We start from the raw sequence: 19,715 nt of genomic DNA, 5'->3' as shown, positions 1-19,715 counted from the left end.
CGGAAGGGGTTCGGGGGCAGCCCCGTGTGCCGGAAAGGCACATGGGCTGTCCCCGGTCCTGTCATCAGGCCGAAGGTTGTGATGGCTTGCGGTTTGCGGCCGGCTCATCCGCCCAGCAATGGAACTTGGAGGTCTGTCCGATGCCGGGGTTCATCGTGTTGGTCGGGTCCAGCTTGCGGTAGAACCGGGCCAGATCGGGCTTGGCGCAATACAGGTGCCCCACATTGTGCTCTGCCGGATATTCCGCCCCGCGTGCATCCAGCAGGTCCCACATCTCATGCTCGATGGCGATGGGGTCATTGCCCTTGCGGACGATGTAGTCCTGATGGAAGACATGGCAGAAGAAGTGCCCGTAATAGAGCTTGGCGATGAGCTTGTCCTCGATGCTCTGGGGGAGCTTCTCGAACCAGTCGTCATCATTGCGCCGCAGGGCGATATCCAGTGCCACGATGTCCTCAACCGTATCGCGATTGGTGTCGCGATAGCGAATGGCGGCGCTGGCGATGGCGAAGCGGTGGAGGAAGGCCTTGCGTCCCTCCTCGGCGTCGCACTCAAAGAAATCGCCCTCATGGGTGGCGAAGAAGGACTTCAGGAATTCGCGCGTTTCATCCGCACTGTCGATCGAAACCTTCACCAGCAGGTGGTGCTCATAGAGGTCCCGATACTTCTTCATGCGCGGCGGCAGATGGCTGGGCAGAATGGAGCCCGCCCCCTGCAGCACCTTGTCTGTAAAGCCGCGCATGCCGATCCCTTCAAAGAAGGCATCGAACCTGCTCTTCGCGGCAAAGGCGCGCGGCACATATTCGGTGCCGAACTTGTCGATGACGAGGAACAGGTCCTTGCCATGGGTCTCGCCGATATCGAACGCATCCCGGTGAATATATTCGCCGGAGATGGGCAGCTTCTCGAAGGCGGTGAGCATGTGGCGGCGCACCCCGGTGAGGCTGCGCGTGTCATTGCTGCCAATATAGAAGACCTTCGCCTGCTCCATCGGGAAGGTATCGAGCCGCACCGCGAACAGCACCAGCTTGCCGGCCGAGCCGGAGGCCTCGAACAGGCGTGAGGGGTCTGCATTGAAGCGGGCGGGAGTATCGGCATCCACCTGCCGCACATGTGCGCCATAGCCATGGTCGGAGGCAGCGCGGCTGTCATCGGCAATCACATCGTCGGGCTTGTAGTCACCGCGCTCCAGACGCGAGAGGATATCCTCCGGCTCATTGCCGAGCTGGACGCCCAGATGGTTGACAAGCTGCAACTCGCCATTCTCGTCCACGCGGCCATAAAGGGCGAGCTGGGTGAAGGCCGGGCCGCGGCGCACCAGCGCACCGCCCGAATTGTTCGACACCCCGCCCAGCACCGATGCCCCGATGCAGGATGAGCCGATGACCGAATGGGGCTCGCGCCCGAACGGCTTCAGGGTCTTCTCAAGCGTATCCAGCGTGGCGCCGGGCAGGCAGATGACCTGTCGGCCATCCTGGATGACCTGAATACCCTTCAGCCGCAGGGTGTTGATGAGCACGATATCGCGGTCATACGCATTGCCGTCGGGGGTGGAGCCGCCGGTTAGGCCGGTATTGGCGGCCTGCATGATGATGATCTTGCCGGCCTTCACCGCCGCCTGCGCCACCCGCCACTGTTCCACCAGCGTGCCGGGCTGCACCACCGCGAGAACCTTGCCATCACCGAAGCGATACCCCTTGCGGAAGCGGCGGGTGTCACGCGGGTCTGTCAGCACATGCGTCTTGCCGACAATGGAGGAGAGTTGCTGAATCAGGTCCTGATTGTTCATCTGTGCGGCGCTCATCATGCCTTCTCCGAAGCGATGGCGCGAACTTCGCTGGCCAGATTGTCAATGGCGAGGGAGTCGCGGGTGATTTCGGAAATGGACTTCTTGCTTGTCAGCGTCATGGCCACCTGCATTTCCTTCTTGAACAGGTCCAGCAGATTGGCGACGCCGGCTTCCCCGGCCGTGGCCAGCGCATAGACAAAAGCGCGGCCGATCAGCACGGCATCGGCCCCCAGCGCCACCATGCGCAGCACATCCAGCCCGTTGCGGATGCCGCCATCGACAAGAATCTTGATGTCGTTCTTCACCGCATCGGCAATGGCGGGCAGGGCGCGCACGGAGGAGAGCACACCATCGAGCTGGCGGCCGCCATGGTTGGAGACAACGATGCCATCGGCGCCGAAGGAAACGGCGTCACGGGCATCCTGCGGGTCCAGAATGCCCTTGATGATGATCGGCCCCTTCCAGGATTCGCGGATCCATTCCAGATCCTTCCAGGAGATGGAGGGGTCGAAATTCGCGCCCAGCCAGCCGATATAGTCCTTCAGCCCGGTGGCCTTGCCCAGATAACGCGAGACATTGCCCAGATCATGCGGGCGCCCCATCACGCCCACATCCCACGCCCATGAGGGATGCGTCATGGCCTGAAGAACGCGACGGATCTCGCCATAAGGCCCGCTCATGCCCGAATGGGCATCGCGATAGCGCGCGCCCGGCACCGGCATGTCCACGGTGAAGACCAGCGTCTTGACCCCGGCCGCCTTGGCGCGGTCCAGCGCATTCTTCATGAATCCGCGATCACGCAGCACATAGAGCTGGAACCACATGGGCCGCTTGATGGCCGGCGCAACCTCCTCGATCGGGCATACGGACACCGTTGAAAGGGTGAAGGGAATGCCCCGGCTTTCCGCCGCCCGCGCCGCCTGCACCTCGCCCCGGCGGGCATACATGCCGGTGAGGCCCACAGGGGCGAGAATGACCGGCATGGCCAGCTCGTCATCCCACAATCTGGTGGCGGTGCTCAGTTCCGACATGTCCCGCAGAACGCGCTGGCGCAGGGCGATCTGTTCAAGATCCGACACATTGTGGCGCAGCGTGTACTCAGCATAGGCGCCGCCATCCGCATAATGGAACAGGAAGGGCGGGAGCTTGCGGCGGGCGGCTTCGCGATAATCAGTGGAGGCGGAAATGATCATGGCTGAGACACTTTGGCTGGAGGCAGACGGAAGGCGCGGGCCTTGCGTGCTTCATCCTCATCAATGGTTTTGAGGGAGGAACGAACGAAATCGATATGAATGCAGGCGGCCCTTCTGGCCCGCTCGGGCTCGCCGGCAATGATCGCGTCCATCAGTTCACGATGCTGCTCGGAAAGGGGCTCGAACACCCGCGGCAATGTGTAAAGCTTTTCGAGATTGTGGGAGATATTGGCCTGCAACAGGTCAAACAGCCCGCGCATGATCTGGTAGAGAACCAGATTGTGGGAGGCGGCGGCGATGGCCAGATGGAAAGCGGCATCGGCATGCGCTTCATCCATCGGGTGGGGGCTGCCGTGAAGGCTGATCATGCTCTCGAACTGTTCGAGCAGATTGCGCTTGTCCTCTTCCGTGGCGCGGATCGCGGCATGGTAGGCTGCCGCTCCCTCCAGCGCATCACGGATCTCCAGAACATCGAAACGATATTCCGGGTTGTCACGGAACAGGGTGGACAGAGGATCGACAATGGCGCTCTCGGTCCAGTTGGTGGTCACATCCTGCACATAGGTGCCGCCACCGGGGCGGCTGATGAGCAGCCCCCTGCTGGCCAGCTTCTGGATCGCCTCCCGCAGGGAAGAGCGGGACACCTGCATTTCCAGCGCCAGCTTGCGCTCGGCCGGAAGGCGCTCGCCCGGCTTGATGCCGCGCGCATGGATCATGACTTCAAGCTGTTCCGCCAGCTCATCGGCAAGGCGTGCATTGCGCGGCTTCATATGGGGCGTTCCATATCGTGGCCGGACCAGTCGCGCCCCTGAGAACCGCAGGCGCCATGACGCAGGCAAGCGCACGCGGACACCAAACGCATTGCGGGCACAATGCGGGCGCGGATGTGTGATGCATTCCCCGTGCAGGATATGGCGATCAGTGTTCCTCTCCCGATCTTTTTGTCTTGGCCTGTATGTTTGGTCTGTTGATCTTGTTTGGGATCATTCTGGTCGGACCAGACGGCCATTGGAATAGACAGAACCTAAAAATCAGAGAGGAGTCAATAAGGATAAGGCAGGTGGAGAGGTGTATGAAAGCCTGAGACGGGATCTATTGGTCTGACCGCGCGTGAGCGGGTGGAGCGGCGGGGCAGGGCGCAGGAAAAAGGGCCCGCCCCATTGCGGGGGCAGGCCCTTTTGAATCAATCAGGTCTTGCGTTTTCAGCCGTGGTGACGCTGCAGGGTGAGGGTCGCCCAGCCCTCGATATGCCGCTGGCGCACAAGGTGAAAACCCTGGGTCCGATAGGCGGCGAGAGCGGCGGGCACCTGCGAGACCAGCAGCCCGGAAAGCACGATGGTGCCACCGGAGGCCAGCAGGCCGGCCAGAGGACGCGCCAGCCGCTTGAGGGGCGCAAGCAGGATATTGGCCAGAATCAGGTCATAAGGCCCGCCCGTGCGCAGCACATGGGCATCCGCCCCTGCGGCATGATGGAAGCTCAGCAGCGGGCCGGCCTGATTGGCGACCGCATTGGCGCGGGCCGTGCGGACAGCCACAATATCGATATCGCTCGCCACTACATGGGTGCGGAACAGGCGCGCGGCGGCAATGCCAAGCACGCCGGTGCCGGTGCCGATATCCAGAATGCGGCGCGGCTTGCCCAGACGGGCGGCATCGGCAATGGCGGCAAGGCAGCCCTGCGTGGTGCCATGGTGCCCTGTGCCGAAGGCCAGCGCCGCCTCGATCTCGATGCCGATAATGGAGGGGGGAACGCGGTCCCGGTCGTGCGATCCATGCACCATGAAGGGGCCGACCTGCACCGGCTTCAGCCCTTCAAGGCTGGCGGCCACCCAGTCCTTCTGCTCGATATCCTCAAAGGTGATGGCGGCGGCGATCTCGGCCCCGGCCGCGACAGTCACCAGCTTTGCCAGCATCTCCGGATCGAAGGCCGAGCCGGCGAAGACTTCCACCACCCAGATATTCTCGTCCTCGGGAGATTCAAAGTGCGTCACGGCGACATCAGCCGGATCGAAGGTTTCGGAAATGATGTCGGAGATGCGCGTCGCCTGAATCCTGGAGGCGCTGACGCGCATCACATGGGCGGCATCGTTGGGGGGAAGACCTTCGAGCATGGGGCGGCGGATCCTGAACGGCCGGAGAGGGGGAGCAAGGCGCGGGCGCTGCCGCATGGGCAGTGTCTGCACTATTTCTGGTGGCGCTTGTCCGCCAAGCAAGGCGCATCCGTCAAGCGCCCCGATAGATGGCGGGCCGGGCCGGGGGAGGGGAAGGGGGCCGGGGGAAAGACCCCTCAGACCTTTTCGACAAAGGTTTCCAGCACCTTCTTCTCCCCGGCCTTCTCGAACTGCACGGTGAGCTTGTTGCCATCAATGGCGCTGACATGGCCATAGCCGAACTTGAGGTGGAACACCCGCTCCCCCATGGCATAGGCCGATTGCGAGGCGGTGGAGCTGGCCAGAAGCGTGCCCTCTATCACCATGGGGCCATTCCGGCGCCCGCCGCCAGAGGTGCGGCCGGAGGTGAAGCCCTCTTCCCCGCCACCGCGCTGTTTCTGGGCGCGCTGCCAGCCCGGAGTGCCGTAGGACGAGGCGGCGAAGGGCTCGGCCTTGTCAAACCGGCTTGCGCCATAGCTGCCGCCACCGCCATAGGATGAGCCGCCCCAGCCGAAGCCGCCCTTGCTCTCTTCCACCCGCACATGGGCATCGGGCAGTTCATCAAGGAAGCGACTGGGCACGGTGGAGTTCCACAAGCCGTGGATGCGCCGGTTCGAGGCCATATAGATCCGTGCAGAGGCCCGTGCGCGCGTGATGCCGACATAGGCGAGGCGGCGCTCTTCCTCCAGCCCCGCCTTGCCCTGCTCGTCCAGCGCGCGCTGGTGGGGAAAGAGCCCTTCCTCCCAGCCGGGCAGGAACACGGTATCGAATTCCAGCCCCTTGGCCGAATGCAGGGTCATGATCTGCACTGCATCCTCGCCGGGGCCATTATCGGTATCCATGACAAGGGAGATATGTTCGAGAAAACCGGGCAGGTTCTCGAAGGGCTCCATGGAGCGGACCAGTTCCTTCAGGTTTTCCAGCCGCCCGGCGGCTTCGGCCGAACGGTCCTTCTGCCACATCTCGGTATAGCCGCTCTCGTCCAGAACGATTTCGGCCAGCTCCGTATGGGGCAGGGTGCGGGCCTGCTCCCGCCAGCGGGCGAAGGAATCCAGAAGGCCACGCAATGTGCCGCGCACCTTGGGCTTCAGCTCCTCGCTCTCGGTCAGCGCGCGGGCGGCCTCCTGAAGCGGCACGCCGGCGGCGCGGGCAACATCATGGATCTGCTTCATCGTGGCATCGCCAATGCCGCGCTTGGGCACATTGATGATGCGCTCGAAGGCCAGATCATCAGATGTGGAGACAACGCTGCGCAGATAGGCCAGCGCATCGCGGATTTCCGCGCGCTCATAAAAGCGCGGGCCACCGATGACCTTGTAGGGCAGGCCGAGCGTGACGAAGCGGTCTTCAAACTCGCGCATCTGGAAGGAGGCGCGCACCAGAATGGCGATTTGGGAAAGCTTGTGCCCCGCGCGTTGCAGCGCCTCGATTTCATCGCCAATGGCGCGGGCTTCCTCGCCGCTGTCCCATGCCCCGGTGACACTGACCTTCTCGCCATCCTCACCTTCGGAGAACAGGGTCTTGCCGAGGCGGCCCTCATTATGGGCGATGAGATGGGAGGCGGCGGCAAGAATATGCCCGGTGGAACGGTAGTTGCGCTCCAGCCGGATGACCTTCGCGCCGGGAAAATCGCTCTCGAAGCGCAGGATGTTGTCCACCTCCGCCCCGCGCCAGCCATAGATGGACTGGTCGTCATCACCCACGCAGCACACATTGCGCGAGCCCTGCGCCAGCAGTCGCAGCCACAGATACTGGGCGACGTTGGTGTCCTGATACTCATCCACCAGCAGATATTTGAAGCGCTGGTGATATTCGGCCAGCACATCCGGATTCTCGCGGAACAGGCGGATGCCTTCCAGCAGCAGGTCGCCAAAGTCCACCGCGTTCAGGGCTTTCAGGCGGGCCTGATAGGCGGCATAGAGCGCGCCGCCCTTGCCATTGGCGAACACCGCACCCTCTCCGGCCGGCACATCCTTCGGGGAGAGGCCGCGGTTCTTCCAGCCATCGATGATGGAGGCCAGCATGCGCGCGGGCCAGCGCTTCTCGTCGATATTGTCGGCGGCCAGAAGCTGCTTGAGCAGGCGGATCTGGTCATCCGTATCCAGAATGGTGAAGCCGGATTTCAGCCCCACCAGCTCATGATGCCGGCGCAATATGCGTACGCCGATGGCATGGAAGGTGCCCAGCCAAGGCATGCCCTCCACCTGGTCACCCACCATGGTGTGGATGCGCTCCTTCATCTCCCGCGCGGCCTTGTTGGTGAAGGTCACGGCGAGAATCTGGGAGGGATAGGCGCGGCCGGTGGAGAGAATATGGGCAATGCGGGTGGTGAGCACGCGGGTCTTGCCGGTGCCCGCACCGGCCAGAACCAGCAGTGGGCCATCCAGCGTTTCCACGGCGTCGCGCTGTTCCGGGTTGAGGCCGGAGAGATAGTTGGGCGCCGCGGCCATGCCGGATTGCCCACGCAAGCGCGCGCTGATGCTGCCGGGGCGCGGTGCGGGCGCTTCGGGGGCAGGCTGGTGTGGTGATGCAAGGTTACGGCGCGGATCTGCGGGAGTGCTCAAAACGGAAATCTCTTCTCGCCCCTGATTCTCTGGGCGGAACAAAATGGCACTCAATGACGGCAAAGGCGAGAGCAGGGCGCAAATCGGCAGATTCAGGGCGTCTTTTGCAGGCGGCCTTGCCGGGCTGTTTGGCAAGGCGGACAGGCCCGTGGCATGAGTTCCCGGAGCGGGCCTAGCGTTCGGTCTGCTCCGGCTGGGGTGGTGTGCTGAAGCTGGTCCCCTCATGCGGCACCCGGCCGGCCGCGATGGTGCCGGGCACCAGCGCCGGTTCCAGCACCGGGGCAAGACGGGGGCGGCGCACGGGAACCGGGCGATACATCTGTTTGGTGGCCTCCACGACAATCGCGCCGGAAAAGGGCAGGGAGAGCTTGCCGCCTATACGCTCCAGCGCCACCGCAGTGCGCAGGAACCAGCGGCTGGGTGGGGCATAAAGCGCATCATCCCAGCCGATGGGGGTGAACAGGGCCTCACGCATCAGGCTCACCAACTGCCCGCGGGAGAAGGGGCGGCCATTGCCGAAGGGCGTGGTATCCAGCCGCGCCCACACGCCGCGCCGGTTGGGCACCACCGCCAGAAGCCGCCCGCCGGGGGAAAGCACCCGCCACACCTCGCGCAGCATCTCCTCGGCCTGTGAGGTCATTTCCAGCGCATGCACCACCAGCACCCGGTCCATGCTGGCGGTTGGCAGGGGCAGCATCATCTCGTCCACAAGGGCGGTCTGCGATCTTTCGCCAATGGGCCAGTGCACCACCCCCTGTGCGGCCGGCATCATGGCGATGCAGCGCTCCGCCTCCTCGCGGAAGACATTGAGATAGGGCGTGGCATAGCCGATGCCGAGAACGGAGAGGCCGGTGACGTCATGGAACCGCCGCCGGATGGTGCGGCCCAGCAAACGGCGGGTCATCACGCCAAGGGGCTGGGCGTAGAAATTGCGCAGGTCAACAACGTCCAGATACATCCACTCGCCTTTGTACCTTGGAAACGGCGGAACGGGCAGGCGGGCCTCGCCCTTCCGCTCTTTCAAGCCATCCATCTCTCCGGCGGGGCAGACTTGGCGGTTTGCCTGATCCGGATATGATAGGCCAGCCTGCCGGCACGGATGTCTGTTTTCGCCGCAGCCACCATCTTCATGCCAGTTTGAACCCCGGGAGAAAAACATGCCAGCCCAGATCCGTCTTGTGCCATGCCTGAGCGACAATTACGCGGTGCTGCTGCATGACCCGGAAACCCTTTCCACCGCCGTGATCGACGCGCCCCATGCCGCGCCCATCATTTCCGCGCTGGACAAGGAGGGCTGGACACTGACCCATGTGCTGATCACCCACCATCATGCCGATCATATCCAGGCCATTCCTGAGCTGAAGGCCCGTTACAGGCTGCACGTGGTGGGGCCGGAGGCGGCGGGCACGCATATTCCCGGGGTGGATCTGGTGGTTGAGGAGGGCAGCGAGGGGCCGGTGGGGGCGCTCTCGGGGCGCGTGCTGGCGACACCCGGCCACACGCGCGACCATGTGGCCTATGTGTTCGATGAGGACAAGCTGCTGTTCGCGGGCGATACGCTGTTCAGCCTTGGCTGTGGCCGCGCCTTCGAGTGTGAGCCGGCGGTATTGTGGCATTCGCTGCTGAAGTTGCGCGCCCTGCCGGATGATCTTCAGCTCTATTGCGGGCATGAATATACCCTCTCCAACGCCCGGTTTGCCCTTTCTGTAGACCCGGACAACAGCGCCCTTCAGGCCCGCATGGCTGAGGTGGAGCGCCTGCGGGCAGCCTGCCAGCCCACATTGCCTGTGCGGCTGGGGGAAGAGAAGAAGACCAACCCCTTCCTGCGGGCGGATGATCCGGCGCTGGCCGCGCGGCTGGGCATGGCCGGGGCATCGGCCGAGGATGTGTTTACCGAGCTGCGGGAACGCAAGAACGGTTTCAGGGGCTGAACCATGGCCCGGATACCCTCGCTTCCCGTGCCGGCGCCCCTCCCGGAGGCCGCTTGCGCAGATGTGGGCAGCATGGCGGCCGATGAGGTCATCACCCTGCTCGGCCTCTCGCCGCACCCCGAAGGGGGCTATTATCGGGAAACCTTTCGCGATGTGGCCGCAGATGGCGGGCGCGGGGCATCCACGGCCATCTATTTCCTGCTGCGCGCGGGGGAGCGCTCGCACTGGCACCGTGTCGATGCGGTGGAGATGTGGCACTGGCATGCCGGCGCACCCCTCAACCTGCATATCGCCGAGGGCGAGGCAGGGGAGGACGCGCGCCGAACCATCCGGCTGGGGCCTGCGCTGGCGCGGGGCGAGCGGCCGCAGGGCATCGTGCCCATTCACGCCTGGCAGGCGGCAGAAAGCCTTGGGGCATGGACGCTGGTGGGCTGCACCGTGGCACCCGCCTTTGAATTTGCGGGCTTCGAGCTGGCGCCAGAAGGATGGGAGCCGGGCTGAGGCGTCTTGTGCCGGCCCTTCTCAATCACTCCCGGCAGATACGCTCTGTGCGGTGGAAAGGGTGATGGCATCTGCCCCCACCACATCCATGGCCGCATCCGCCCCCATCAGGGTGAGCAGCTTGGTGCGGGCGCGATTGACGCGGCTCTTGATGGTGCCGACAGCGCAATTGCACACATTCGCCGCCTCCTCATAGGAGAGGCCGGCCGCCCCGACCAGAACCACCGCCTCACGCTGGTCATCCGGGAGGTGCTTGAGCGCCTCCTCCAGCGATTTCAGGGTCAGCGCCCATTCCTGTTCCGGCCCGGCATTGCTGCTTTGCAGCCCGAGCATGGACAGGCCCTCGCTCTCCCGCTTCCGCTTGCGGATATCGGTATAGAAACTGTTACGCAAAATGGTGAAGAGCCATGCGCGCAAATTTGTGCCGGGCTCGAACTTGTCGATATTGGAGAGCGCCTTGAGCAGGGTTTCCTGCACCAGGTCATCCGCCTCGGAGCGGTCGCGCGTCAGGGCGCGGGCGAAGGCGCGCAGGGCAGGCAGAAGCTCAACCACCCGGTTGCGCAGCTCCAGCCCTTCATCGGCTGTCGAATTACGGGGCGCGTGCGACATCTGTCCATGGCCCTCCCTATGCGTCTTCTCAGGGCGCTCCATTGTGCGTGTGGCACGTGGCGGAGGCATGACCGAGGCCATATTCCCGCCCGTCATCCATGGCGCGATGCTACGAGAACGCGCATTGGCGCGGAATGCAAGCGAGATTTATGAGGAACGGCAACCGCATGGCGTCTCTGGGTTGAGTTTGCGCCCCGGCAATCTCCTGCCCCTTCGCGGGCAAGGTCATGTTTCCTGCGGGGAAATGGCGGGGCAGGGAAAGTCACCACGGACAACCTGCTCGCCTTCCTCCAGCTGTACATTCAGCCCGCCGCCAAGCTGGCTGGCAAAGCCATGGGCCAGATCCGAGAGGATGGCGGGCGCCTGCTCCTCGCCGGGCCGGGTGCGGATTTCGAGATGGAGCCTGCCATCACATGTCTCGCCATCCAGCGTGATCTGCATGGGGGGGGCGGCTCCGGACTGATCGAGAGACAGGCTGAGAATGGCCTCTGCCACCATCAGGGCGAGGGGCACCGCCATGTCGGTTGAAAGAGGGGCATCCTGCGTCTCCACCCGGATGCGCAATGGACGCTCTCCCGCGCGTTCCAGCAGGCGGGCCAGTTCGCGCAGCAATTCGGCAAGCTGCACCTGCGAGCCCTCCGCCACCTCGTACAGAATGCGGTGGACCAGTGCGAGCGTATTGATGCGCAGGCGCAACTGCTCGAACCGCCGCCGGTCCTCTCCCTTCTCAAGCCTTGCCCCGTAAAGGCTGAGAAGGCTCACCACAATCTGCAGGCTGTTCTTGATGCGGTGGTGAATCTCGCGGACGAGCGCTGTCTTTTCCGCCAGGCTGGCGCGCAGGCGGGCATCGCGCAGGCGCACGGCGGAGGCCATTTCCTCCACGGCCTGCCCCAGTGCCCGGAATTCGCTGGGGGCCTCTTTCAGCCGGTTGGGGCGGAAACGGTAGTGCCCCTGCGCATAAACCGCCGTGACCCGGCGCAGATACAGCAGCCAGCGCAGAACGATATTATCCACGGCCAGCCACAGGGCCAGCAGGCTGAAGGCGATGATGAGGCCCGGCAGGGCGAAGCTGGCGGCCAGCGTCAGCGGGCTCCAGCGAAACAGGTTCTGTTCCGGCATGGCGAAGGCCACACGCAGGCCGCCCTGTGCTGTGGCCGCCAGCGTGTAGATCCAGTCCGCATTCTCCCCGCCGCGAAACTCCATCAGGTCATTGTCCGGAGACAGGGGCGAGGGGGCGGGCAGATTGCTGAACAGGGCAGCGCTCTGTGCCGGGTCATTGCTGGCCAGTTCCCGCCCATCCGCGGTGAACAGGGCCGTGATGTCCTCGCCGGATGGATTCTTGTTCTGCATGAGCTGGCCGAGCCAGATGACGGAGATCTCCATGGCGAGGATCTGTGCCCCCGCCTGCGGCGTGGCGGCCAGTGGCAGGGTGGCGATGATGCGGGCATCATCCGGGAGCTTTCCCCCTTCACGCAGGCTCAGATGGAGGGTGGGTGCGCTGTTGGTGCTGTTCCCGTCCGGGGCGGCCTCTAGGGGCGTTTGCGTGCCGGCCTGAAGACCGCCCGGCCCGGAGAGGGCATCGCACAGCACCTGCCCCTGCGCATCCATCAGCATGATGTTGGTGGTGAAGGGCAGGGCGGCCGCGACACCGCGCAGCATGGGCGTGCAGGCCGGGCCAGCCGCGCGCATGTCATCCAGCTTCCCCAGCCGGTCGAGCGCCTGCCCGGCCAAAGCGAACATCCTGTCCACCCGCGCGGCCGCGTTCTTGGCGCCCTGCGCCAGCTTCTGCTGCGCGTCCCGGGTCTGTATGTCGATCTGCATAAAGCCCTGCGCGAAACACAGGGCGGCGATCGGCGTCAGGGCAAGAGCCAGAACCAGAATGAGGCGACGGCGCACACTGTCCAGCATATGGCGCGGCTGGCCGGCGGCTGTCGCGAATATGGTGCTGCGCTCATGGTGGCGTTCGGTCCTGTGGGCCTGTTCATCAGGGCTGACCGGCGCAGCCTGCATGGGGTCCATATGCAACTCCACCTGCCTGTTTCCTGTTTATAATCATAATTGTTGCGGTGGAGTTCCCGGCTTTGGACATGATGTGGAACTTTTCTGCCGCAGTGGTGTTACATCATTGCCGGATGATGGTCCGGGCCGGTGTGAGGTGCCTTTCAAGGCTTCACACAGGGCATGAAAGGGAGCGTGCATGCCTCATACCCCACTGGTGAAACAGTTGCCGGCCCTGCGACGCTACGCCCGAGCGCTTCTGGGCGCGCAGGCTGCTGGCGACAGGGCTGTGAGGGAAGCGCTTCAGGCGATGATTGAGGGGCGTGTGACCACGGAGGCCGATGCCTCGCTGCGTGTCGCGCTCTACCGCGCTTTCCATCAGGTGCTCGGCCCGCGCCCGACAGCCGCCATTCCCGCGCTGAAGGCAGACCAGCGGCTGCAGGCGCTGGATGTCTCATCCCGCACGGCCTTCCTGCTGACGGCCATGGAGGGGTTCTCCTATGCCGAGACCTCCCGGATTCTTGGCATCAGCATGGAGCAGGTGGAAAAGCAGGTGGTGGCGGCACAGGGCGATATTGACCGGCAGACCCTGACCCGGGTGCTCATCATCGAGGATGAGTGGCTGATCGCGCTCGATCTGAAAACACTGGTGGAAGAACTGGGCCATGAGGTGGTGGGCGTGGCACCGACACGCACACGCGCTGTGGATCTGGCCCGACAGGGCGGTTTTGGCCTTGTTCTCGCCGATATTCAACTTGCAGATGGGTCATCCGGTATTGATGCGGTTTCGGATATTCTGGCCGCGAACAATATTCCGGTGATCTTTATCACGGCTTTTCCTGATCGCCTCTTGACGGGCGAGCGTCCCGAACCAACCTATCTGATAGCCAAGCCGTTTCTGTCTGAAACCGTGAAGGCGACCATTGCACAGGCCCTGTTCTTCCACGAGGCGAGCCGTGCCCTGGGCAATGAAGGCGCACAAGAGGCGAAACAGTTTTCTATTCCCGACAACAGTGGAGAGACCCATGGCCGACAATTCTGACAGCAAGGCGGGCGCAAATCTGGATGCACTGCGCCAGGAGCTTGACCAGATGCGTTCGGAACTCTCGAAGTTCCTCGACAATGCCGGCGAAACGGCGCGCTCCAAGGTGAAGGAAGCTGCCGCGAGTGCAGAAGAGGCCGCACATGAGGCTTCCCGCATCGCAGACAAGGGCTGCACCGTTCTGCGCGATACCGTGCGCGAGCAGCCTGTGGCATCTCTGGCCGTTGCGGCGGGTCTTGGCTTCATTGCCAGCCTCCTGCTTCTGCGCCGCTGAACGCATGTGAAGGCGCCATCCATCAAGACATGTGATGGCCCATGACACTTTGCCCCCGTACCCTGATTCAGGGTGCGGGGGTTTTCATTTCCGGCTCTCAGTCATCCAGATCCCGCACCGCAAACCCGATGCCGCGCAAGACATGCTGAAGGCCCGCGCCATCATAGGGCTTGCCGAGAAAGGCGAGGCTTGGAACAGCGCTGAAGGCCTCTTCCAGCTCATCCCGCGCATGCCCGCTGGCAATGATGATGGGGAGTGCCGGGGCAAGTTCCCGCAGGCTGTTGACCACGACAAGGCCCGGCATGTCCGGCAGGCCCACATCCACCATGGCGAGCACAAAGGCTTCCGGAACGGATGAGAAGGCGGTGCGGGCGCAGCTCAGCGCGGCTTCCCCATGGGGGGCGACTGTAACGGTGAAGCCATATTCTTCCAGAACCTGCCGCGCCACCATGGCCACGACAGGCTCATCCTCCACCAGCAGAACCGCACCCGGTTCCAGAGCTTGTCCTGTCACAGCCCTCTCCTGTGGCATGCCCGCACGGCTGCGCGCGACGCGACGTCCCGGCCATTTTCCTGTGTGATGGCATCATGGCACAGATGAAGCAGGGTTGGGGAGAAGGGGATGAAGCTAAAACCATGAAGAAACATGGCAGGAGTGAGCCGCCTGAAAAGAAAAAGGGGCGGCACATGGCCCGCCCCTTTCAGAATAGTTTCAAAAATCATGCCTTGCCCGGAGGCATCACAGCATTGCGGGCAGAACACGGTCCGGCGGACGGTGGCCATCCATGAAGGTCTTGATGTTGACGATGACCTTCTCGCCCATGTCGACACGGCCTTCCAGCGTGGCGGAGCCGAGATGCGGCAGCAGCACCACCTTGCCCTGCCGGGCAAGACGCACCAGCTTCGGGTTCACGGCCGGCTCCTGCTCGAACACGTCAAGGCCCGCACCGGCGATGTCGCCGGACTCAAGCAGACGCGCAAGGGCGGATTCGTCGATCACCTCACCGCGCGCGGTGTTGACCACATAGGCTTCCGGCTTCAGCAGCTTGAGGCGGCGGGCGGACAGCAGGTGGAAGGTGGCCGGCGTATGCGGGCAGTTGACCGAGATGATGTCCATCCGGGCCAGCATCTGGTCGAGGCTGTCCCAGTATGTGGCGTCCAGCGTCTCCTCCACACCGTGCGGCAGGCGGTGGCGGTTGTGATAGTGGATCTGGAGGCCGAAAGCCTTGGCCCGGCGCGCGACGGCCTGACCGATGCGCCCCATGCCGATGATGCCGAGACGCTTGCCCCAGATGCGCCGGCCGAGCATCCATGTGGGAGACCAGCCCTGCCAGTCCTCGCCTTCATTGGTCATCACCTGGGCGCCTTCCGCGATGCGGCGCGGCACGGCCAGAATGAGGCCCATCGTCAGGTCGGCGGTGTCTTCGGTCAGCACGCCGGGCGTGTTGGTGACAGTGATGCCGCGCGCGAGTGCGGTGGAGACGTCGATATGGTCCACGCCATTCGAGAAGGAGGCGATGAGCCGCAGATTCTCGCCAGCCTGGGACAGAACGGCCGAATCAATCCGGTCCGTCACCGTCGGCACGAGGACATCCGCGGTCTTGACGGCTTCCACCAGGGCCGCCTGATCCATGGGGGTGTCATCGACATTCAACTTCGCGTCGAACAACTCGCGCATGCGGGTTTCGACAGACTCGGGCAGCTTGCGTGTGACGACAACCAGCGGTTTGCGGCGCACCATGAGCTCTTCCCCATTCCCCATTTCTTAACTGTTCGTTCCGTCTATCAGAGAGGCGGGGAAACACAAAGACCCCTCTTGAGGGGGATGACTGGCGGAATGATGTGACGAACACATTCCCCCGCAGCGGAATTCTGGTGGGAAAGGAACGAAACGATGCAGCTTATGGCGCGACCTTTTGGTCTGCAAAGCCTTACTGTCATTGCACTTGCGCTTGTATCTACCCTGGCGGTGCACCTGCCGGCGCAGGCGCAGAGCGTGGATGGAACCGGCCTGCCGGTGCCCCGCTTCGTTTCACTAAAGGCTGATAAGGTGAATGTGCGGCAGGGGCCGAACAGGAATCACGATGTGGCATGGGTCTTCTCCCGCGCCGGATTACCTGTGGAAGTTACGGCGGAATTCGAAACCTGGCGCCGCATTCGCGATTCTGACGGGGCAGAGGGCTGGGTTTACCATGCCATGCTTTCCGGTCGCCGCACGGCGCTGGTCGCGCCCTGGAAGAAGGAGGGCACCGTGGCCCTGCTGAGCGAGCCGCAGGAAGGGGCGCGGGTTGTGGCGCAGCTTGAGCCCGGTGTTCTGGGCGTTGTGAAGGAATGCGATGGCAAGTTCTGCCGTCTGGATGGCGACCGCTTTGATGGATTCGTCCCGCAATCCGAGCTGTTCGGCGTCTATCCGGGCGAAAAGCTGGACTGACAGGCCCCTTTGAAAAAAGCCGTGCCCCCGAAAGGCGCGGAAAACGTGCTGCCTGCCGGAGCGCGTTGAGGGGGGAGGCTTGTTCCCACCGCCTCCCTCGGGCATCGTGCCCTTCATCTGCGGAAGGGCGCGCTGCCCCGGCGTGCCTCTCGTGAAACGCGCCCTGCCGGCGCGGCATACTGGATTGCGTCATGGCCCCACATTCCCACCCCATCAAGCCCGGTGACCATGTGTTCCTGGTGGATGGCTCCTCTTTCGTGTTCCGGGCCTATTTCCAATCCATAAACCAGGACCGGAAATATAATTTCCGCTCCGATCGTCTGCCCACGGGGGCGGTGCGCCTGTTCTGCAACAAGCTGTTCCAGTTTGTGCGCGACGGGGCCATGGGCATGCGCCCGACCCATCTGGCGATCATTTTCGACAAATCGGAAAACTCGTTCCGCAAGGAGCTGTACCCGGATTACAAGGGCAACCGCCCCCCGCCGCCGGAAGAGCTGGTGCCGCAGTTTCCGCTGATGCGGGAGGCCGTGCGCGCCTTCGGCCTCATCCCCGTGGAGCAGGCGCGCTATGAGGCGGATGACCTCATCGCCACCTATGCCCGGCAGGCGGTGGAAGCGGGGGCCGATGTGCTGGTCGTCTCCGCCGACAAGGACCTGATGCAGATCATCGGTCCGAAAGTGTCGATGTATGATCCGGCTTCCGGCGAGAATGGCCGGGCGGGTGCGCGGCCGGAACGGCGCATCGGCGTGGCCGAGGTGGAAGAGTATTTCGGCGTGCCGCCGGAAAAAGTCACCGACGTGCAGGCGCTGGCTGGTGATTCCACGGACAATGTGCCCGGCGTGCCCGGCATCGGCATCAAGACAGCGGCTGCTCTCATCAATGAATTCGGGGATCTGGAAACCCTGCTGGCGCAGGCTGAAACCATCAAGCAGCCCAAGCGCCGCCAGTCCCTCATCGAGAATGCGGATGCCGCCCGCATCTCCAAGCAGCTCGTGACACTGGTTCAGGATGTCGATGTCGAGGTGCCGCTTGAGGATCTGGTTCTGGCTGAGCCGGACCCCAAGCGGCTGATCGCCTTCCTCAAGGCCATGGAGTTCACCACCATCACCCGCCGCGCCGCCGAAATCTATGGCATGGAGGCCAGCGCCATCGAGCCGGATGCGAATCTGGCGCCGGCCGGGGATCTGTTCACCCCCGGAAAAGCCGATGATGAAGGCGGCAGCCCCCATGCGGGCGATGCCCCTGAAAAAGGTGTGGCGCCTGCCAGTGGCGGTGAGGCGGAGGCCTCATCCGGAGCGACACCCGGCGCGCTTGCCCGTTCACGCGCGAACGCGGCCAAGGCCCTGCCGGTGGACCGCAGCGCCTACAAAACCCTCACCTCCGCAGCAGAGCTGAAGGAATGGTGTGCCCGCGCGATTGATCAGGGGCTGGTGGCGTTTGATACGGAAACCACCTCGGTCAATGCCATGTCGGCGGATCTGGTGGGTGTGTCGCTGGCGCTTGCGCCGGGCGAGGCCTGCTACATTCCCCTGCGCCATACCGGGGGTGAGGACCTGTTCGGCGAGGGATTGCTGCCCGGGCAGATCCCGATGGACGAGGCGCTGGCCATTCTGAAGCCGATGCTGGAAGAGAGCGGCACGCTGAAGGTTGGTCACAATGTGAAATATGACCAGCTCATCCTCGCGCGCCATGGCATCGAGGTGGCGCCGGTCGATTGCACCATGTGCATCTCTTACGATCTGGACGCGGGCCTCAACGGCCATGGCATGGATGAGCTTTCCGTGCGCCATCTGGGCCACACACCCATTCCCTTCATCGAGGTGGCGGGCAAGGGCAAGGCGCAGGTCACCTTCAACAAGGTGGCGATTGACGCCGCAACGGCCTATGCCGCCGAAGATGCCGATGTCACGCTGCGCCTGTGGCAGGTGCTCAAGCCCCGTCTTGTCGCCGAAGGCCGCACCACGGTTTACGAGACGCTGGAGCGCCCGCTCATCCCGGTGCTGGTGCGGATGGAGGCGCGGGGCATCTCCATCGACAAGGCAATGCTGGCGCGCCTTTCTTCCGAATTCGCGCAGAAGGCGGCGGGGATCGAGGACGAGATTGGCGAACTGGCCGGCGAGAAGATCAATGTCGGCTCGCCCAAGCAGATTGGCGACATATTGTTCGGCAAGCTCGGTATGCCCGGTGGCACCAAGACGGCGACAGGGGCATGGTCCACCAAGGCGGATGTGCTGGAGGATCTGGCCGAGCAGGGCCATACCCTGCCACAGAAAATTCTGGAATGGCGCCAGCTCTCCAAGCTGCGCTCCACCTATACCGATGCCCTGCCCAATTTCGTGAATGCGCAGACCGGGCGGGTCCACACCTCCTATGCCTTGGCGGCGACCACCACGGGCCGGCTGTCTTCATCAGACCCCAACCTGCAGAATATCCCCGTGCGAACGGAGGAGGGCCGGCGGATCCGCAAGGCCTTCGTGGCGCAGCCGGGCAATGTGCTGATCTCGGCGGACTATTCGCAGATCGAACTGCGCCTGCTGGCGGAAATCGCCAATATTCCGGTTCTGCGTCAGGCTTTCAGGGAGGGGCTGGACATTCATGCCATGACGGCTTCCGAGATTTTTGGAGTGCCGGTGGAGGGCATGCCGGGAGAAGTGCGTCGGCGCGCCAAGGCCATCAATTTCGGCATCATCTATGGCATTTCCGCCTTCGGCCTGGCCAACCAGCTCGGCATTCCACGCGAGGAGGCCGGGCAATATATCAAGCGCTATTTCGAGCGTTTCCCGGGCATCCGCGATTATATGGAAGAGACGAAAGCCTTCTGCCGCACGCATGGCTATGTGGAAACCCTGTTCGGGCGGCGCGCGCATTATCCCGATATCGCGGCGAAGAACCCCTCCATCCGGGCCTTCAATGAACGCGCCGCCATCAATGCCCGCCTCCAGGGCACGGCGGCAGACATCATCCGTCGCGCCATGATCCGCATGGAGCCGGCGCTGGCGGCAGCGCGGCTGAATGCGCAGATGCTGCTTCAGGTGCATGACGAACTGGTGTTCGAGGTGCCGGAGGATGAGGCGGAAAAGACCATTCCCGTGGTCCAGAAGGTGATGGAAAGCGCTGCCGAACCGGCGGTACAGCTTGCCGTGCCCCTGAAGGTGGATGCCCGCGCGGCGAAAAACTGGGATGAGGCCCATTAAAACCCACAAGGAATGTGGATTGATATAATCTCATTTTTT

16 protein-coding genes are annotated in these 19,715 nt (G+C 63.6%); 6 read left to right on the top strand and 10 right to left on the bottom strand.

What is annotated here, in order from left to right; all coding sequences use genetic code 11:
* Positions 1-64 precede the first annotated feature (64 nt).
* The 6 genes from dld to ACT6QG_RS11175 form a co-directional block, all read right to left on the bottom strand.
* Positions 65-1,804, bottom strand: a complete 1,740-nt coding sequence (dld, locus tag ACT6QG_RS11200; protein WP_444977795.1) for a D-lactate dehydrogenase — start codon at positions 1,802-1,804, stop codon at positions 65-67.
* Positions 1,804-2,982, bottom strand: coding sequence for an FMN-dependent L-lactate dehydrogenase LldD (lldD, locus tag ACT6QG_RS11195; protein ID WP_444977650.1), 1,179 nt, complete (start codon positions 2,980-2,982; stop codon positions 1,804-1,806). Before lldD ends, dld begins: the two co-directional genes overlap by 1 nt.
* On the bottom strand, positions 2,979-3,752 hold the full coding sequence (lldR, locus tag ACT6QG_RS11190) for a transcriptional regulator LldR (RefSeq protein ID WP_444977649.1): 774 nt from the start codon (positions 3,750-3,752) through the stop codon (positions 2,979-2,981). Before lldR ends, lldD begins: the two co-directional genes overlap by 4 nt.
* Positions 3,753-4,184: 432 nt before the next feature.
* Positions 4,185-5,093, bottom strand: coding sequence for a 50S ribosomal protein L11 methyltransferase (locus tag ACT6QG_RS11185; RefSeq protein WP_444977648.1), 909 nt, complete (start codon positions 5,091-5,093; stop codon positions 4,185-4,187).
* A 176-nt stretch (positions 5,094-5,269) separates the two neighbouring features.
* Positions 5,270-7,582: an ATP-dependent helicase gene (locus ACT6QG_RS11180; RefSeq protein WP_444977647.1), complete on the bottom strand. Its 2,313-nt coding sequence runs from the start codon at positions 7,580-7,582 to the stop codon at positions 5,270-5,272.
* A gap of 286 nt (positions 7,583-7,868) precedes the next feature.
* On the bottom strand, positions 7,869-8,654 hold the full coding sequence (locus ACT6QG_RS11175; protein WP_444977646.1) for a class I SAM-dependent methyltransferase: 786 nt from the start codon (positions 8,652-8,654) through the stop codon (positions 7,869-7,871).
* A 199-nt stretch (positions 8,655-8,853) separates the two neighbouring features.
* Here ACT6QG_RS11175 and gloB point away from each other — a divergent pair, with 199 nt between their 5' ends.
* Positions 8,854-9,627: a hydroxyacylglutathione hydrolase gene (gene gloB / locus ACT6QG_RS11170; RefSeq protein WP_444977645.1), complete on the top strand. Its 774-nt coding sequence runs from the start codon at positions 8,854-8,856 to the stop codon at positions 9,625-9,627.
* A 72-nt stretch (positions 9,628-9,699) separates the two neighbouring features.
* Complete coding sequence (locus tag ACT6QG_RS11165; RefSeq protein WP_444977644.1) at positions 9,700-10,128, top strand: cupin domain-containing protein; 429 nt, start codon at positions 9,700-9,702, stop codon at positions 10,126-10,128.
* 21 nt (positions 10,129-10,149) lie between these two features.
* On the opposite strand, the gene ACT6QG_RS11160 is transcribed toward ACT6QG_RS11165, so the two are convergent.
* Together ACT6QG_RS11160 and ACT6QG_RS11155 are read right to left on the bottom strand one after the other, a co-directional pair.
* Positions 10,150-10,737 carry a sigma-70 family RNA polymerase sigma factor gene (locus ACT6QG_RS11160; protein ID WP_444977643.1) on the bottom strand — a complete coding sequence of 196 codons (588 nt, stop codon included), beginning with the start codon at positions 10,735-10,737 and terminating at the stop codon, positions 10,150-10,152.
* A gap of 225 nt (positions 10,738-10,962) precedes the next feature.
* A complete protein-coding gene (locus ACT6QG_RS11155) occupies positions 10,963-12,768 on the bottom strand; it encodes a sensor histidine kinase (protein ID WP_444977642.1) in 1,806 nt (601 codons plus the stop codon).
* Positions 12,769-12,934: 166 nt separating this feature from the next.
* Here ACT6QG_RS11155 and ACT6QG_RS11150 point away from each other — a divergent pair, with 166 nt between their 5' ends.
* Both ACT6QG_RS11150 and ACT6QG_RS11145 read left to right on the top strand, forming a co-directional pair.
* Positions 12,935-13,777 (top strand): response regulator, encoded by an 843-nt coding sequence (locus ACT6QG_RS11150; protein ID WP_444977641.1) that lies wholly within the window; start codon positions 12,935-12,937, stop codon positions 13,775-13,777.
* The gene (locus ACT6QG_RS11145) at positions 13,761-14,051 is read left to right on the top strand and encodes a hypothetical protein (protein WP_444977640.1); all 291 of its coding nucleotides are present in this window, start codon (positions 13,761-13,763) and stop codon (positions 14,049-14,051) included. Before ACT6QG_RS11150 ends, ACT6QG_RS11145 begins: the two co-directional genes overlap by 17 nt.
* Positions 14,052-14,148: 97 nt before the next feature.
* On the opposite strand, the gene ACT6QG_RS11140 is transcribed toward ACT6QG_RS11145, so the two are convergent.
* Both ACT6QG_RS11140 and ACT6QG_RS11135 read right to left on the bottom strand, forming a co-directional pair.
* The gene (locus tag ACT6QG_RS11140) at positions 14,149-14,565 is read right to left on the bottom strand and encodes a response regulator (RefSeq protein WP_444977639.1); all 417 of its coding nucleotides are present in this window, start codon (positions 14,563-14,565) and stop codon (positions 14,149-14,151) included.
* A gap of 225 nt (positions 14,566-14,790) precedes the next feature.
* Entirely contained in the window at positions 14,791-15,792 is a 1,002-nt protein-coding gene (locus ACT6QG_RS11135) for a 2-hydroxyacid dehydrogenase (protein WP_444977638.1), read from the bottom strand.
* A 162-nt stretch (positions 15,793-15,954) separates the two neighbouring features.
* On the opposite strand from ACT6QG_RS11135, the gene ACT6QG_RS11130 reads away from it, so the two are divergent.
* A complete protein-coding gene (locus ACT6QG_RS11130; protein WP_444977637.1) occupies positions 15,955-16,482 on the top strand; it encodes an SH3 domain-containing protein in 528 nt (175 codons plus the stop codon).
* 191 nt (positions 16,483-16,673) lie between these two features.
* Positions 16,674-19,676 (top strand): DNA polymerase I, encoded by a 3,003-nt coding sequence (polA, locus tag ACT6QG_RS11125; protein ID WP_444977636.1) that lies wholly within the window; start codon positions 16,674-16,676, stop codon positions 19,674-19,676.
* Positions 19,677-19,715: the final 39 nt, after the last annotated feature.

It is taken from the genome of Haloleucobacter ellipsoideus (genome assembly GCF_052491725.1).
Note: the sequence above shows the minus strand (reverse complement) of the source record. Positions and strands in the feature narration are given on the sequence as shown.